Origin of the sequence: Dyadobacter sp. CY312 (genome assembly GCF_021390535.1) — a bacterium.
In the GTDB taxonomy this organism is placed as follows: domain Bacteria; phylum Bacteroidota; class Bacteroidia; order Cytophagales; family Spirosomataceae; genus Dyadobacter.
The window spans coordinates 241021-257093 of the sequence record NZ_JAJUXG010000013.1; the positions used below are offsets into that span (position 1 = coordinate 241021).

A 16073-nucleotide genomic window follows, 5' to 3' on the forward strand; every position below is an offset into this window, starting at 1 on the left:
ATTATTTATAACTATCCAAATCCACATGAAGAGTTTATTATTCTGCTTAGCATTATTATCCTGCCTGACAACCTCTGTTCTGGCACAAAAGAACGCCCCAATCAACATTGCCAGCTACAACATCAGAATGGATACCAAGAGTGATGGAATCAATGCATGGCCCAACCGCAAGGAAAATGTAAAGGCCCTGATCGTTTATCATGACTTTGACATGTTTGGTGTTCAGGAAGCTTTTATACATCAGTTGAAAGATATATCAGAACTGAGTGCTTATGCCTACACGGGAAAAGGACGGGACGATGGGTTGGAAGGTGGTGAGCATTCATCAATTTTCTACAAAAAAGACCGATTCAAATTACTTCAATCGGGTGATTTCTGGTTGAATGAAACACCTGATAAGCCGGGAAAAGGCTGGGATGCAACCTGCTGCAACCGCATTTCTTCCTGGGGTAAGTTCAGAGATCTTTTAACCAAAAAAGAGTTCTTTTTCTTCAACGTACATTTCGATCACCAGGGCGTGGAAGCGCGTCGTCAGTCCGGGTTCCTGATGGTTAAGAAAATCAAGGAAATTGCAGGCAACTCAACCACAATACTCACAGGAGACTTCAACTCCACACCGGATACAGAACAGATAAAAACGATCCAAACCTTATTAGGCGATTCGCACGAGATAACCAAACAGCCAGTTTACGGCCCTGAGGGAACGTTTAATGCCTTCAAATTTGACGCTCCGATGAAACAACGTATTGATTACATATTCGTTAGCAAGGATGTTGAAGTGCTTAAATACGGCGTACTAACCGACGCCAAAGACCAGCGATATCCTTCTGATCACCAGCCAGTGGTTGTTAAGGCCATCCTGAAATAATTTTCCAGATTGTATGAATACAAAAAGAGGTTGGCACCTGGTGGGCCAACCTCTTCGTTTTATTACTCTGAACTAAGTTTTACTTCAAACCCAACTCTTCGCCAATCGCCTTCACTTTATCTTTCAGATCGGCGTAAACTTTATCAAAATCTTCATTTTTTTCAAGCGCTGCACGAACGCCAACGTAGAACTTAATCTTGGGCTCAGTTCCGGACGGACGGCAGGTAAACTTGGTTCCGTCTTCGGTAAAGAACTGTAATACGTTTGATGGCTCAATACCCATTTCACCAGACGGAATAGCAGTTGTGGTTCCAGACGTGAAATCAGTGTTGGTCAGCGCTTTGTAGTCGTCCATTCTGATCACAGGAGAACCAGCAAGTGTTTTTGGAGGATTTGCTCTGAAGTCAGCCATCATTTGCTGAATTTCGTCTGCACCAGCTTTTCCTTTTTTAGTCAGGGAAATTAATCCTTCGTAATAGAAACCAAACTGTTTGTAGATTTCCATCAACATATCAAAAAGGCTAAGCCCTTTATCTTTGGCATAAGCAGTAAGCTCAGCAATCATAGCGCAGGAAGCAATTGCATCTTTGTCACGCACCGCATCACCGATCAAATAACCGTAACTTTCTTCACCGCCACCGATAAATTGCTCAATACCTTCTTTTTCGCGAATGACCTGTGCGATGTATTTGAAGCCTGTCAGTGTGTTGTAGCAGTTTACATTAAAAGCAGCCGCCATTTTGTCGATCAGGTCGGTGGTTACAATGGTTTTACATACGAACTGCGTACCGGTCAGTTTACCCGCATCTTTCCAGGCATTCAGCAGATAGTAAATCAATACACTGGCTGTTTGGTTACCATTCAGCAATTGAATTTCGCCGTGATGGTTTTTCACTGCGATACCAACACGGTCTGCATCAGGATCAGTGCCTAAAACCAGATCCGCATCTATTTCCTTCGCCTTATCAACCGCTTTGGACATTGCTTCGGTTTCTTCCGGATTGGGGTAAACCACCGTCGGGAATTGTCCGTTGCCGTTAGCCTCTGCCTGTTCTTCGATAATTGTAACAGCTTCAAAACCCATTTTAGAAAGTAAAGAAGGCACAAGTGTTACACCCGTTCCATGCAAAGGCGTATACACGATTTTCAAGTCTTTCTGACGTGCAATCGCATCTTTTGAGATCGAAAGAGACAGAATGTGATTCAGGTATTTTTCGTCAATTTCAGAACCGATTTTAGTGATTTTCGCAGGGTTACCATCAAATTTCACATCATCAATAGACTGTATCGCGTTTACTTCATCAATAATATTTGAATCGTGTGGTGCCACTACCTGTGAACCATCGTCCCAGTAAGCCTTATAGCCATTGTATTCCTTTGGATTGTGAGAAGCGGTAACCACTACCCCACTTTTGCAACCTAGTTCACGTATTGCAAACGATAATTCTGGTGTAGGACGCAGTGCTTCAAAAAGGTATACATCGATTCCGTTAGCAGAGAAAATATCTGCAATAATTTTAGCAAATTCATCCGATTTAATACGGCTGTCATAAGCAATCGCTACACTTTTTGCCTCATTTGGAAATGCCTTGTTGAGATAATTCGCAAGCCCCTGTGTAGCCGTGCCCACAGTATAACGGTTCATGCGGTTGGAACCGATTCCGATCAAACCTCTCAAACCACCCGTTCCAAATTCAAGGTCTTTATAAAATGCATCGGTAAGTTCTGTGTCGTTTCCCTGATCAATAAGCTGTTGAATAGCTTGTTTTGTATCGATATCATAATCACCGTTCAGCCAGCTATTGACTTTGGCCATTACACCCGGTTCCAGTTTTGCGGTCATAATTAGTTATGTAGAAATGAATTTTGGATAATATTTTAGTTAAAAGCAATCCCTTTTCGATATATAAAAACTGATTGTCAGTGATTTATACCGGAAAGGGACGCATAATTATTTTACCAATTCTTATAGAGCACTATAAATGTAAATATATTCGAAAATTATTTACTTATTTCTAATTCTTCTTTGGAAGTTTCTACCAGCGTTTCCTTCGCCGTTTTATGAATGAGCTCGGCTACGAGGCCGGTCCAACCAGTTTGATGACTTGCTCCGCATCCCCGTCCATCGTCGCCGTGGAAATATTCGTAGAACAAAATATGCTCATTGAAGTTAGGATCGTTTTGCAGCTTTTCATCATTGCCATAAACGGCCCTCTTGCCATCAGGATCCTTTTTGAAGATGTTGATGAGACGGGTGGCAATACCAACGGCTGCATCCTTAATCGTCACCAGATTTCCGGAACCTGTTGGATATTCCACCATGAAATCTTCTCCATAGTAAGCATGGAACTTCATCAATGAGTCAAATATAAGGTAATTCAATGGGAACCAGATTGGACCACGCCAGTTTGAATTTCCTCCCATTATATCCGTCAGAGCCTCCCCAGGCGTGTAATCTACCTGCAATACCTCGCCGTTGATATAGAACTTGTAAGGGTTCTCTTCATGGTATTTAGACAAAGCCCGCACTCCATAATCTGAAAGGAATTCGCTTTCGTCGAGCATTCGTTTCATGATCATTTTCATCCTGTGTCCACGAAGGATCGAGAGCAAACGGTTTTCTCCTTTTCCTGATTCAAACCAGCGGGAGATCAACCTTGCAAGGTCGGGACGGTTGGCTAATACCCATTCTACCCTACGCTTGAAAATCGGCATTTTATCCAGGTTCTGCGGATCCAGAATTTCAACAGCGAATAGTGGTATCAGCCCCACAATAGAGCGAACTTTTAACAGGATACTCTGTCCATTCGGAATGTGGATGACATCATAATAAAACTGATCCTCTTCGTCCCAAAGGCTTATTGAGGAATTTTTGCCACCAATAGACTCCATAGCTCCCGCAATGTGCAGGAAGTGTTCGAAGAACTTGGAAGCCATATCTTGATAAACTGAGTGCGTCAGTGATATTTCAACTGAGATTCGAAGCATGTTGAGCGTATACATGGCCATCCAGCCGGTTGCATCCGCTTGTTGCAGTTTTCCTCCAAATGGCATTGGCGTAGACCGGTCGAATACACCGATGTTATCCAGCCCAAGGAAGCCGCCACTGAAAATGTTATTTCCTGTATCGTCTTTCTGGTTAACCCACCAGGTAAAGTTCAATAGCAGTTTATGGAATATTTTTTCAAGAAACTCTATATCCCCTACACCGTTATTCTGTTCCCGGTCAATTTCGTATACTTTCCAGGTGGCCCATCCATGTACAGGCGGGTTCACATCCGAGAAATTCCACTCGTATGCAGGTATTTGCCCATTTGGGTGCATATAGTATTCCCTAAGCAGTATTTCAAGCTGGCGTTTTGCAAAATCCGCATCCACCCTGGCCAACGGCACACAGTGAAAAGCCAGATCCCAGGCGGCAAACCATGGATATTCCCATTTATCAGGCATTGAAATAATGTTGGCTGCATACAAATGCTTCCATCCCGAGTTCCGCCCCCATTTCCTCCCCTGATTCGGACCTGGCTGGGCAGGATCACCTTTCAGCCATTCATATACATTGTAATAGTAGAATTGTTTACTCCACAGCATACCCGCATAAGCCTGGCGCTGAATGGATTTCAATTCCGGATCGGTAACATCTTTATGTAGATCGTCATAAAAATCGTCAGCTTCCCGAATACGTTTTACGAACAGATCCTCAAATCCACCAAACGGCTCCGAGATCGTGTGATTCACAAAACGCATGCGAAAGGTGGCGCTTTCGCCAGCTTTAATGGTCTTTGTAAACCGTGCCGATGCTTTGGTACCGATGCTATTTGGATTTACAGTGTTGCTTTTCCCTCCGCTTACAATGTAATCGTTGATACCGTCTTTAGGGAAAGCTGTTGTGTTGGCAGTATTGTAGAGCTTTTTAAAGTTCGTTTCATTTTCACAAAACAAAAGTTCGTCAGCTTCTTCGAGATACAGATTATACTTGCCGTGCTTGCGGTGGGTAACTTCAATTAACCGGTGTGAAATACCATTCATCATCGGTTTGTAATTATAAGCTTCATAACCCCATGCCCAGGTATTTCTGAACATGATTGTAGGCAAGACAGTGATTGGCGCATCCTTGGGTCCACGGTTAAAAACCGTAACCTTCATCAGAATATCTTCTTCGTCCGCCTTGGCGTGCTCTATAAAAATGTCAAAATATTCATTGTTTTCAAAGATGCCCGTATCCATGATCTCATACTCAGGATCTTCCTTTCCTCTCCTTCCATTCTCCTGGCGGAGTTTGTCGTAAGGAAAAGCCTGCTGTGGATATTTGTAAAGCATTTTGGTGTAAGAGTGTGTAGGCGTACTATCCAGATAGTAATACATTTCCTTCACATCTTCCCCGTGATTTGATTCCCGGTTGGTAAGACCAAATATTCGTTCTTTGATTAGCTTATCCTGATGGTTCCAGAATGCGAAGGACAAACAAATGTGTTGCTTGTTATCTGAAAAACCTCCTATACCATCTTCTCCCCACCGATAGGCTTTCGAATACGCCATTTCGTGTGTAATGTAATTCCAGGCATCTCCATTGCCGCTGTAATCCTCACGTACCGTACCCCACTGACGTTCTGATAAATAGGGCCCCCACTTTTTCCATCCCTTATTTTCTTTCTGAAGGCTTAACCTTACTTTTTCAGCGCCTTGTGCCATTAATAGTATTAATTTTCTTGATGAATCAATTTGTATGTAAACAACCACAAGATAGAAAGTTGCACATTAAAAACGCCATTACTCTCCGTAGAAATTACAAATTATTAAAAAACCACCCTTATTTTTTCGGGTGGTTCTCTTTTAAAACGTTTGCATTACAATTAATTTTTTAAGCTGCTATCCACTCGCTTACACCTGAGATCTCTTCACGTTTTTCGTATGGGCGAACTTTGTAATCAACATCTCCTGCATAAAAAGCTGTTGTTTTATTTGCTCTCTCCGCAGTTTCTGACAACAAAGGATGGCGTTCTTCATGAAGCAGAGCCATTACATCTGCGATGTACTCTTTAAACATGAATGGCTTGGGCAGCTGATAATATTTCCCATCAGCAGCATGAAGAACGGGAACGGCTCTGAATTTCCCTTCCGCACTTATCTGCCCATATTTAAGCCGCGCTGATACATATTGTTCATCAGTCTCTTCAAAAACGATACCTTTCACGGGACGAATTGACTCCGTTTCGCTGGTTATACGCTCATCCAGTGAGTACAGCAGTTCACGAAGTTTCCAGGTATTTTTTCCTGTACGGATTCTCTCACGTATCGACTGGCGGATGAGGTAGGTAAGTGCCTCTGTAACGTTCAGACCGATTTCTGCCATCTGTTTAAAAATAAACGAGGTGGGCGACATACCCGGAATGGTATTCGGATCGTGCAGCACAATGGTTCCATCAGGCGTGAGAAAGCCATCAATTCGCACACACACGTTGATCCCTAATTGCTCAAAAACCTGCGCAATAACCTGCTGGATCTCCTGATTTTTGCTTAGTGTTGTATCCACAGGGATGCGTTTGCGGCTTGCTCCTGCTTTATACTTCGCATTGAAATCGAATACATCAACCAACTTAAGCACTTCGCTCGGAGGTAAAGCAAGTGGTTTCCCGTCTGCAAACTGAATACAGCCACAAGAGAATTCCTGACCATTTACAAATTCTTCAATGAGTACCTGATCTTCTGCATTGGAACTGCTTAGAAAAAGTGTATCATTTTCATGTGCAAAATGCCTGTCTAGTTCTTCAATAAGTTGCTGTGGAAGATAGATGCTTTTACCAGCTAGCACTACCGGAAAACCGATTCCTTCATCCAGATTAGCCATTTTTTGAGCAAATGCCCTTTTCTCATCTGTATTCAGAGACGTCCAGCTTTCAGCATTCACCTCTATCTGAAAGAAACACTGGTTTACGGCCGCAATAAATTCGTCAAGAGAGTCTTCTTTTACAATAGCAACTCCGATGGAAGAGCCCTGATGTGGAGCTTTAATTACCAACGGCAACCCGAGGTGTTTTTTCAGCACCTGAAAAAGTAACGGATATTCGTCCGGAATCCACTGGCTGTAACGTAGTGTCCAGCTCTTTTTTTCCTGCCCGTTGACCAGGGCTATCATGTCATTTTGGAGGATTTTATCGATACCGACTGCCGAACCCATAAGACCAGGACCGCTGTAAGGGATTTGGTACCATTCGAGAAGACCCTGTATAGCACCATCTTCACAACCTGGGCCATGCATGGCCAAAAACGCAAATTCGAAGTGTTCTTTGAATTGGGAAGGCGTAATTTCTATTCCGATATTTGCCGGAACTGGCTCACTGGCAAGCTCCGGATGCGATTCTACGTAAGTACTGAAACCGTCTTTACGAACATCAGGAGCAGGGTAAAAGTCTCGGATTTGACTGGAATACATGTAGCTGTGTTCCAGTTTAATGAAACGCCCGAAGCTATCTACAAATATCGGGATAGGCTCAAAGAGCGATTTGTCTAAATATTCAAAGGCGGTTTTCCCGCCTGCGAAAGAAATTTCCCTTTCACGGGAAGGTCCTCCGAAAAACACTCCAATGCGCATAAATTTATCCTGATTATTTCATTCAAATCGTGACTGCAATATAAGGCAGTATTTGAGATGAATCAATTTCAAGGGTGAATGCACATGAAATATTTCGTCAGAAGGCTATTAAAACCTGATCCGGAGATCAGGCTAATGCGGCTACGTTAGACGCAACAACTTTGTTCACGTGGGGAACAGCTTTGCGAATCGACTCTTCCAAACCGGCACGGAAAGTCATTGCACTCATTGGGCAGCTTTGGCAAGACCCCTGTAATTCAAGCACAACAGTCATGTCGTCCGTCAGTTCTACTAATTTCACATCACCTCCATCTGCATGAAGATAAGGACGTACCGTTTCGAGCGCCTGCTCTATAAGTTCTATTGTTTTTTCTTTCGAATCCATTGTAAAAAAATCTATCTGCTAAGATGCAAAAATTTATCGTTAAAGTCAAAAATACGCTTCGGTCTTAAACCTGCAACTCCACGGTACGAGTCTTTTCACGGGAAGCATTTCTAATCGCAACTTGCTGAGCGAGTGCTTCTGCCGCACCACGGAATGCTTCATTCACGATTTCATTGTTGTTCATAATCGCAGGCTTCCCATTATCACCGGCTTCACGAATACTTTGCACAAGCGGAATCTGCCCCAAAACAGGAACTTCAAACTTGTCAGCAAGCAACTGCCCTCCACCTTGTCCAAAAATATGGTATTTGTGGTCTGGTAATTCGTCCGGAGTAAACCAGGCCATGTTCTCTATAACACCTAAAATCGGCACATTAATCTGAGGCTGACGGAACATCGACAAACCTTTTGTAGCATCAGCAAGAGCTACCTTCTGAGGTGTTGTAACAATCACCGCACCTGTAACAGGTACTGTCTGTACGAGTGTAAGATGTATATCACTCGTGCCGGGAGGAAGGTCAATTAAAAGATAATCTAAATCACCCCAATCAGTATCTCCAAAAAACTGCTTCAATGCCTGACTAGCCATTGGTCCTCTCCACACAACCGCGCTGTCGGCAGGTGTAAGGAAACCGATGGATATAATTTTAATCCCGTACTGATGTATCGGGTTGATATAATTTTTACCATTTTTCGGAGTAATGGTCGGCTGCATGTTTTCTGCTCCAAACATCAACGGCATAGATGGCCCAGAAATATCCGCATCAATGATTCCAACTTTCGCTCCTGAACGATGTAAAGCCATTGCAAGATTGGCAGTTACCGTTGACTTACCAACGCCGCCTTTTCCTGATGATATCGCTATCACATTTTTCACTCCCGGTATCATCGGGCCGGCTTGTCTTGTTGAAGTCACATTGGCAGTCAAATTAACTGTCACTTCCACATCAGGGCTCAGATGCGTATGAATGGCTTCCACACAGCTTCTTCTGATAAGCTCTTTTAACGGACACGCAGGTGTGGTTAGTACAACTGTAAACTTAACCTGATTTACACCAACCTCAATGTCACGAATCATATCAAGTGTCACCAGATCCTTTTTCAGATCCGGTTCTTCAACAGTGCTTAACGCCTGTAAAACTCTTTCCTTATTAATTGTAAACTCTCCCATTATACTGATTGCGGATTTCCTGTAAAAGGTTCCAAATCCCTTTCTTGTTAAATAATATTCGCCACGTCTCCCTCAATACAATGCAACACCAATAATTCCTAATGAGTTTATAAAGCTGCCGGAAATTCTCGAATTCTTCTTTCAATTTCTTCAAGTTCATCCGAAACATCCGTTGTTGCCGACAACTGCTTCAATCGGGTTCTGACATTTATCAGAAGTTTATACTGGCTAGCTGTATATCCATGCTGCGGACGATGATTCATTAACTGACCTATGCCCTCCCACTCTTTCATAAACGGATATGTAGCCGGGTTAATGTAGGAATCAGCAAAAGTACGAAAGATATACTCCTCAGCCACGCTATTCGGGTGAATAAGATCTTCCTCATAGTAGCGGTAATCGCGAAGTTCATCAACCATAATTTCATAGGAAGGAAAATACTCCGCCTGTACAAACTTTTCAGATAAGCGATGACACAGAAGTCTCAAAGTTGCTTTACTCACCTGATTCAATGGAAGCGTATCCCTGGTGTGCCGCACGGGACTGACAGTTAAAATGATACGAAGATCCCGACGGAATGAACGTAATTTGTGCATCAATTGCTCAAACGGAATGCTGATCTGATCGGAATGCAGCAGTTCTTTCACAAAACGGTCGGCAGGAACTTTGTGGCAATTACCTATCAGCGTATTCGCAGCACGATGCCTGTAAGCGTAAGCGGTTCCGAGTGTGATAACCAACACATCAGCTGTATTTAAAAAATCCTTCACTTTGGCAAGTTTCTCAACCAACTGATTTTCAAGTCGCTCCCGGCTTGTAGCCCATTGTGACGAGTGAAAATCATGGTGAAACCATATTTTGTCGGCATCTTCAAAATACAAAGCAGGATTTGGCTTGCGATTCTCCAGCGCAGAATCTAATATTTTACAAATGCTGATTGGGTTAAAAACGGTACCTAACGGATTGTTTAAAACAGGAAATTTGTAACCAATAAGCTGGCTGCCCATCACCTCCGCAAAACAAGAGCCTATTGTTAATATTTTTGAGTGTTGATCTATTTTCCAGTCCGGAGTAGATACGGTTACTTCCGTGTGTAGTCTTATCGGCTTCATGTTGTTCAATCGTGTAGAACTGCAAAATTAACAGGAAATCCCTAGCGGGCGTGAAAAGTCGGGCATGCAGCTTCTTTATTTACAAAAAATGAAATAGTTTTGGTAAGAATTCAACACACTATCAATTAGATAATGAACGAGGATAGTTATCCCTTCAGGCTATCACGAAACGAGTTTAGATACGAATTTGTTAGTAAAAGTGAGAGAAAAGAAGTCCGCAAAGTCGTTCTGTTCAGTCAAACAGAATCACCGGAGATTTACAACCTTGCACTCCTTGACCTACTTGAAAATGGGACACTTAGTGATATTTCGGAAACAAATAACGAGGATCTGAAAACTGTTCTATCTACAGTTTATAAAATTATTGAAGATTTTTTACATACAAACCCATATTATCTTGTTGTCTTTAGAGGAAGTGATGAAAGACGGCAGCGCTTATACAGGATTGCAATCAGTAGAGAATTAACAAACCTTTCCAAAAAATATAGAATACTAGGAGTTATTCAGGAAGACATATCTTTATTCAAAAAAAATGAGTCTTACGACTTTTATTTGATAGGAAATCATGAAAGCAAATAAAAAAAATGTCCACAAGGAACAACTTAGCGGAGAACAAATAGTCAAAAAAAAGCTTGACGAAGCAAATGCCATGCTACGTCGAGTTGACCTTTCCAAGATAATTATTACACCAACTAGCAAACAGGGTTAATTAGCTAAAATGATTATGCAATCCATACCTTTAGCACTTTTTATATCCCTTAGCCTGATTGCTATAAACTGTAACGCACAGCAGTTGTTCCCAAAGGCTCCCGCTGCACCTTCAAAATATGAGTTCGGAAAAACACCAATGTGGCAGGATGAATTCCAATATACCGGCAAACCAGATCCTGCGAAATGGAGCTACGACCTGGGGGACCATGGCTGGGGCAACCATGAGCTGCAAAACTATACTGACCTTGCAAAAAATGCCCGTGTAGAGGGCGGCAAGCTGATAATTGAGGTGATTAAGGAAAAGTCAGGGAAAATGGAATATAGCTCGGCCAGACTGATTTCAAAGGGTAAGGGCGATTTCTTATATGGAAAATTTGAGATTAAAGCCAAACTACCGAAAGGAACAGGCACGTGGCCGGCCATTTGGATGCTCGCAAGTACCAATACTTACGGAAACAATGGCTGGCCGGACAACGGCGAAATTGACATCATGGAACATGTCGGTTTCGACCCAAATCGCATTCATGGTAATGTGCACACGAAGGCTTTTAACCACGCCATAAAAACCAATAAGGGCAACAAGATCATGACCGTCAATGCGGATTCTGAGTTTCACGTGTATGCGTGCCAGTGGACGCCAGAGGGAATCAGCATCTTGATTGATGGGGTCCAATATTTCAAATTTAAGAAAGAAACCTTCTATTCCTGGGAAGAATGGCCATTCGACAAACCTTTTCATCTTTTATTAAACATTGCCGTTGGAGGCGATTGGGGAGGTCAGAAAGGCGTGGATGACAGCATCTTCCCTCAAAAAATGGAGGTGGATTATGTACGGGTTTACCCTTTGGTTGAAAAAAAGTAGCTTTGAAATTCCAGCGCATGGAAGTAACTTGCGCCCATGGATCATTTCGTTGTTTCGGCCAGGAAGTATCGTCCCGTCACCTTCGACTCGGTGGTTGGCCAATCACACATTACTACTACGCTTAAAAATGCCATCCGCACCAATCACCTGGCGCAGGCATTTCTTTTTTGCGGACCAAGGGGTGTGGGAAAAACAACCTGTGCGCGTATTTTAGCAAAAACCATTAATTGCCAGAATTTAAGTGAGGATGTGGAAGCTTGCGGAGCGTGTGAATCCTGCGTAAGTTTTCAGAACAATGCATCATTCAATGTGCATGAACTGGATGCAGCATCCAACAACTCTGTGGAAGATATACGAAATCTGATTGATCAGGTTCGCTATCCTCCTCAGACAGGCAAATATAAAATCTACATCATTGATGAGGTTCACATGCTTTCACAAGCGGCTTTCAACGCTTTCCTGAAAACACTTGAAGAACCACCTGGTTATGCTATTTTCATTTTAGCGACAACCGAGAAACATAAGATTCTGCCGACCATACTTTCACGTTGCCAGATCTTTGATTTCAACCGCATACAGCCTAAGGATATTGCCTACCATCTTGCAGACATAGCAAAAAAGGAAGGAATTGAGACTGAAAAAGAAGCGTTGGAACTGATCGGCCAAAAGGCAGATGGCGGTCTTCGTGATGCCCTTTCTATGTTCGACTTAAACGTTACGTTTTCAACGGACAACCATCTCACCTACGCGGCTGTGCTGGAAAACCTGCACATTCTTGATTACGACTATTACTTCAGAATAACCGACGCACTCACGTCCGGCAGTGTTGCCAGGTCATTGGTGTTATTCGATGAAATTTTAAGAAAAGGATTTGACGGACATTTGTTTGTGGTAGGTCTGCTGGAACATTTCAGAAATGTACTGGTATGTAAAGATCCTGCCACCGTTACTCTTTTGCAGGTTTCCGAGGTTGCTGAAAGAAAATATCTGGAACAAGCTGTTTCCGCCGATATGAGTTTTCTGCTATCGGCGCTTAGTGTGGCGAGCCAGTGCGACATCAACTATAAATCTGCCAAGAATCAGAGACTACACGTCGAGCTGTGTCTTATGAAACTGGCCCATCTGACGCACATTCTTCAACTTAATTCACTTGCAGCCGTTGATGAAACGGCAAAAAAAAAAGTTGAGCCCGAACGACCTCAGCAAATAACAACAGAACCTGCTGCACCAGTTTATGAAAGAACCGCAGCACCGCGACCAGAACCTGTCGTTGCGCCTGCTTCTGTTACAGTCAATACTGCCGCCAAACCATCGAAACTTAGAAGTACCACCCAGCTCATTGCCTCAGCTCAGGAAATAGCAACTTCTCAGAAAGCAGAAGAAAAACAAGACGGGCATGCTACAATAGTTCAGTCTGGCAGAGTTGAAGACTTGACCTTCGAGAATTTACAAAGTGCCTGGTACGAATTTGCAGAAAAAAGAAGGCAGGTAAAGAACTCAACGACCGAAGAAATTGCTCTGAGAAAAGAGTTCAGGTTAGACGGTTTTTCAATTGAAGTCATTCTGGACAACGACCACCAGTTTGACGCCATTCAAGGAATGCGTTACGATCTGCTCGGGTTTTTGAAAAGCAGATTCAACGAACCAAAACTGGATATTGCTCCAAGAGTTGCACCACAGGAAGTGAGCCGTTTGCCATACACCCCGGCAGAAAAATTCAGCTACCTGGCCGAGAAAAACCCTCACTTACTAGACTTAAAACAAGCCTTAGGATTGGATGTCGATTTTTAGCGGCTCTTCCGCTTTTCAAGGAAAGCCCTATGAAGGTCCAGCACTTGTGGGATCAAGGCAGCATTTTCATCATTTTGAATAAAGAAATCTGCGATCGCTTTTCGTTTTTCGTCAGAGATCTGACGTTCGATAATTGCCCTGATCTCGTCTTCACTTCGTTTGTCGCGTTGTAAAATTCGCCTGATTCTAAGCTCTTGAGGCGCCTGAACTACCACAACATAATCAAGCTTGTTTGCGTCACCGGCAGCCTTCATAATGGCAGCCTCCTTTATAACATAGGGCTGGTTGCCCCTCTCCGACATCCATTTCTCTGTATCTTTCAAAACCACGGGATGGATGATCGCATTTAGCTTTTTGAGAAGCAGTTCGTCTTTGAAAACAATTGAAGCAACATATGAGCGATTATATTCGCCGGATGCATCGTAGGCGAGAGGACCAAGCAAAGCAACGACCTTTTCACGGATTCCGGAATCGTGTGTCGTAAGCCATTTAGCACGTGTATCAGCATCATAGACCGATATTCCAAGACAGGAAAAAACCTTGCAGACTATACTTTTTCCGGAGCCTATTCCGCCGGTAACGCCAATCTGAAGTGGGATACGATCAGTCAGGTCCATCGCTGTTAGTCGTTTATGGCTTCGGTGGAACAGGATTAAGGTATTGTGCTACCTCAAAACTAACACCGGCCGATCGGTGACTAACCTCCACCAAGGGAGAGACAGGAAGTGGGATCGGCAAAATTTCATCGAAGTTATTCTGAATCTTCGGCGCGGATATTCTTAGTCTGATCGTGTCCGGATAAGTGCGTATCATCGAAATAGGTCCATCCACAGATATGAGTGATGGCGATACATTAATGATACTGGATATCACATAACCAGGAGGAATGTCAATGCCGGCGCTATCTACCCGAATCGGAATGATTCTTCTGATTTTACGCTCGAAACTTAGCTCAAACGTGTCAGCTACTACATAATTAACATGCAAGTCCGGAAATAATCCGGTAATCTGATCCGTAAGCGTCGTGGAATTGATGTAGCTCGACTTGTTGGGATTGTTTACTTTATAAATTACAGGAGAGGCATTGAAGTTCAGCCAGGACTTACGTAGCAAATTCCAGCCGTTACCCGAGACATTTACTGAAACCCGCTTGGGTAACGGCTGCAAAGGAACAAACGCTGCATTGTCGAATTCCACTGAAAGAGGATAATTAAGCTTGATAGAATAATTATCCTTATTAAGCACATTCATTAACCAAAAAAAAGTGGCGGCCAACACACAAACCAAGAAGGTTTTTACTTTATTTTTTCCTGAAGGAACTTCACTCACAGCAAATCACCGGTTAGTTTAATTATTGAAAAGCACTTTGCGAAATTGTTTTCAACAAACAACTATTAATTACTTATTCCGCAATGGTACGGGAAATTGCTGATTTTTCAACTGTAAGCTTAACCCCTTTGTCAAGTTCCAATACTACAATGGCTTCCTCAACAGTATATACCTTAGCATGTATCCCTCCGATTGTAACGACAGAATCACCTTTTTTGAGGTTGCCCAACAAAGCTTTTTGTTCTTTGGCCTTTTTTTGCTGTGGACGTATCATGAAAAAATAGAATACGCCGATGATACCGACCCACATCACCACCTGATAAATCATGGCTTGGTCGCCACCTGCTGCTGCTTGTACTAAAAGAGATAATTTCATTATGAAAAAAGGAAGATGTCCGGTTTTAAAATTTAAATAAAATAACTGTATGCTTTTTAATTTTCTGCCGCTGGTTTTGGTGCAGCATTCACAATACCTCTCAAACGCAACTCCGAATAAGCCGGCTCTGTATTGGCATATACTGTGATTGTTTTAACCTGAGGTCCCGATTTGTTTTTAGTATCAAACCGCACTTTGATGCTGGAAGTCGCATTGGCTTCAATCGGCTCCTTCGGCCATTCTGGTGTTGTACAGCCACAAGAAGAAGTGATGTTGTTCAATATCAGTGGAAACTCACCATCATTTCTGAATCGGAATGTGTGCTCCACAACCGCCCCCTCCTGCACAGTCCCAAAATCATAAGAAGAGCTGTCCATCAAAGCCAAAACAGGCAGCTTTGACCCTGCCTGTTTTGATTCACTTTTCTTCTCTGTACCTGAACAGCTCAGTAAAGAAATGGATATTCCAAAAAGAAATGCAAACGTGCATATTTTCTTCATAACGTAAGGTTTCAGCTCGCTTCTCCTTTTATTTGAGCCATCAGGCGATCCACGTCTTCGAGCAATTTCTCTGCCTTTTCACGCGCATCGTTTACTACTCTTTCACTTTCCGTTTTGGCGAAACTGTCCGGCTGATCTCTTTTATCAACCAAATCTTCAATGACGTCCTGAAGCTTTTCGCGGTACTTAGACAAACGATATGTCAGCTGCGTACGCAATACTTCTCCTTTATAGGGTGCATACAATACCCCAAGTGCCGCTCCTGTTACACAGCCGGTCACAAATGCAATTAAACCGTTAGTTGTTTTGCTCATGGTTTGTTAGTTTTTATGAACAACCAGCATTTCGCTGAATTGTTAACCAATGTTGTCAAAAA

The 16073-nt window shown here is 42.9% G+C and carries 15 protein-coding genes; 4 read left to right on the forward strand and 11 right to left on the reverse strand.

The window, feature by feature from the left end; all coding sequences use genetic code 11:
* Positions 1 to 25: 25 nt before the first annotated feature.
* Positions 26 to 868, forward strand: coding sequence for an endonuclease/exonuclease/phosphatase family protein (locus LZG71_RS19390; protein ID WP_233823139.1), 843 nt, complete (start codon positions 26 to 28; stop codon positions 866 to 868).
* A gap of 79 nt (positions 869 to 947) precedes the next feature.
* Here LZG71_RS19390 and LZG71_RS19395 read toward each other — a convergent pair whose 3' ends face one another.
* The 6 genes from LZG71_RS19395 to LZG71_RS19420 form a co-directional block, all read right to left on the reverse strand.
* Positions 948 to 2711 carry a phospho-sugar mutase gene (locus LZG71_RS19395; RefSeq protein WP_233823140.1) on the reverse strand — a complete coding sequence of 588 codons (1764 nt, stop codon included), beginning with the start codon at positions 2709 to 2711 and terminating at the stop codon, positions 948 to 950.
* 158 nt (positions 2712 to 2869) lie between these two features.
* Positions 2870 to 5560 carry an MGH1-like glycoside hydrolase domain-containing protein gene (locus tag LZG71_RS19400; RefSeq protein ID WP_233823141.1) on the reverse strand — a complete coding sequence of 897 codons (2691 nt, stop codon included), beginning with the start codon at positions 5558 to 5560 and terminating at the stop codon, positions 2870 to 2872.
* Positions 5561 to 5729: 169 nt separating this feature from the next.
* Complete coding sequence (locus LZG71_RS19405) at positions 5730 to 7460, reverse strand: D-alanine--D-alanine ligase (RefSeq protein ID WP_233823142.1); 1731 nt, start codon at positions 7458 to 7460, stop codon at positions 5730 to 5732.
* A gap of 127 nt (positions 7461 to 7587) precedes the next feature.
* Positions 7588 to 7845: a NifU family protein gene (locus LZG71_RS19410; RefSeq protein WP_131957985.1), complete on the reverse strand. Its 258-nt coding sequence runs from the start codon at positions 7843 to 7845 to the stop codon at positions 7588 to 7590.
* A 64-nt stretch (positions 7846 to 7909) separates the two neighbouring features.
* On the reverse strand, positions 7910 to 9016 hold the full coding sequence (locus tag LZG71_RS19415) for an Mrp/NBP35 family ATP-binding protein (protein WP_233823143.1): 1107 nt from the start codon (positions 9014 to 9016) through the stop codon (positions 7910 to 7912).
* Between the two features lie 107 nt (positions 9017 to 9123).
* On the reverse strand, positions 9124 to 10128 hold the full coding sequence (locus LZG71_RS19420; protein ID WP_233823144.1) for a GSCFA domain-containing protein: 1005 nt from the start codon (positions 10126 to 10128) through the stop codon (positions 9124 to 9126).
* Between the two features lie 132 nt (positions 10129 to 10260).
* On the opposite strand from LZG71_RS19420, the gene LZG71_RS19425 reads away from it, so the two are divergent.
* The 3 genes from LZG71_RS19425 (at position 10261) to LZG71_RS19435 (ending at position 13492) form a co-directional block, all read left to right on the forward strand.
* A complete protein-coding gene (locus LZG71_RS19425) occupies positions 10261 to 10707 on the forward strand; it encodes a DUF6934 family protein (protein WP_233823145.1) in 447 nt (148 codons plus the stop codon).
* Between the two features lie 145 nt (positions 10708 to 10852).
* Complete coding sequence (locus LZG71_RS19430; RefSeq protein ID WP_409013642.1) at positions 10853 to 11701, forward strand: family 16 glycosylhydrolase; 849 nt, start codon at positions 10853 to 10855, stop codon at positions 11699 to 11701.
* Between the two features lie 36 nt (positions 11702 to 11737).
* Positions 11738 to 13492 (forward strand): DNA polymerase III subunit gamma/tau, encoded by a 1755-nt coding sequence (locus LZG71_RS19435; protein ID WP_233823147.1) that lies wholly within the window; start codon positions 11738 to 11740, stop codon positions 13490 to 13492.
* Here the strand turns inward: LZG71_RS19435 and coaE are convergent.
* The 5 genes from coaE to LZG71_RS19460 form a co-directional block, all read right to left on the reverse strand.
* Positions 13489 to 14109, reverse strand: a complete 621-nt coding sequence (gene coaE / locus LZG71_RS19440; protein ID WP_233823148.1) for a dephospho-CoA kinase — start codon at positions 14107 to 14109, stop codon at positions 13489 to 13491. The genes LZG71_RS19435 and coaE overlap by 4 nt on opposite strands.
* A 13-nt stretch (positions 14110 to 14122) precedes the next feature.
* Entirely contained in the window at positions 14123 to 14821 is a 699-nt protein-coding gene (locus LZG71_RS19445) for a hypothetical protein (RefSeq protein ID WP_233823150.1), read from the reverse strand.
* A 73-nt stretch (positions 14822 to 14894) separates the two neighbouring features.
* On the reverse strand, positions 14895 to 15197 hold the full coding sequence (gene yajC / locus LZG71_RS19450) for a preprotein translocase subunit YajC (protein ID WP_233823152.1): 303 nt from the start codon (positions 15195 to 15197) through the stop codon (positions 14895 to 14897).
* A 56-nt stretch (positions 15198 to 15253) separates the two neighbouring features.
* Positions 15254 to 15697: a DUF1573 domain-containing protein gene (locus tag LZG71_RS19455; RefSeq protein ID WP_233823154.1), complete on the reverse strand. Its 444-nt coding sequence runs from the start codon at positions 15695 to 15697 to the stop codon at positions 15254 to 15256.
* An 11-nt stretch (positions 15698 to 15708) separates the two neighbouring features.
* Positions 15709 to 16011, reverse strand: coding sequence for a YtxH domain-containing protein (locus tag LZG71_RS19460; RefSeq protein WP_233823156.1), 303 nt, complete (start codon positions 16009 to 16011; stop codon positions 15709 to 15711).
* Between the last annotated feature and the right edge of the window lie 62 nt (positions 16012 to 16073).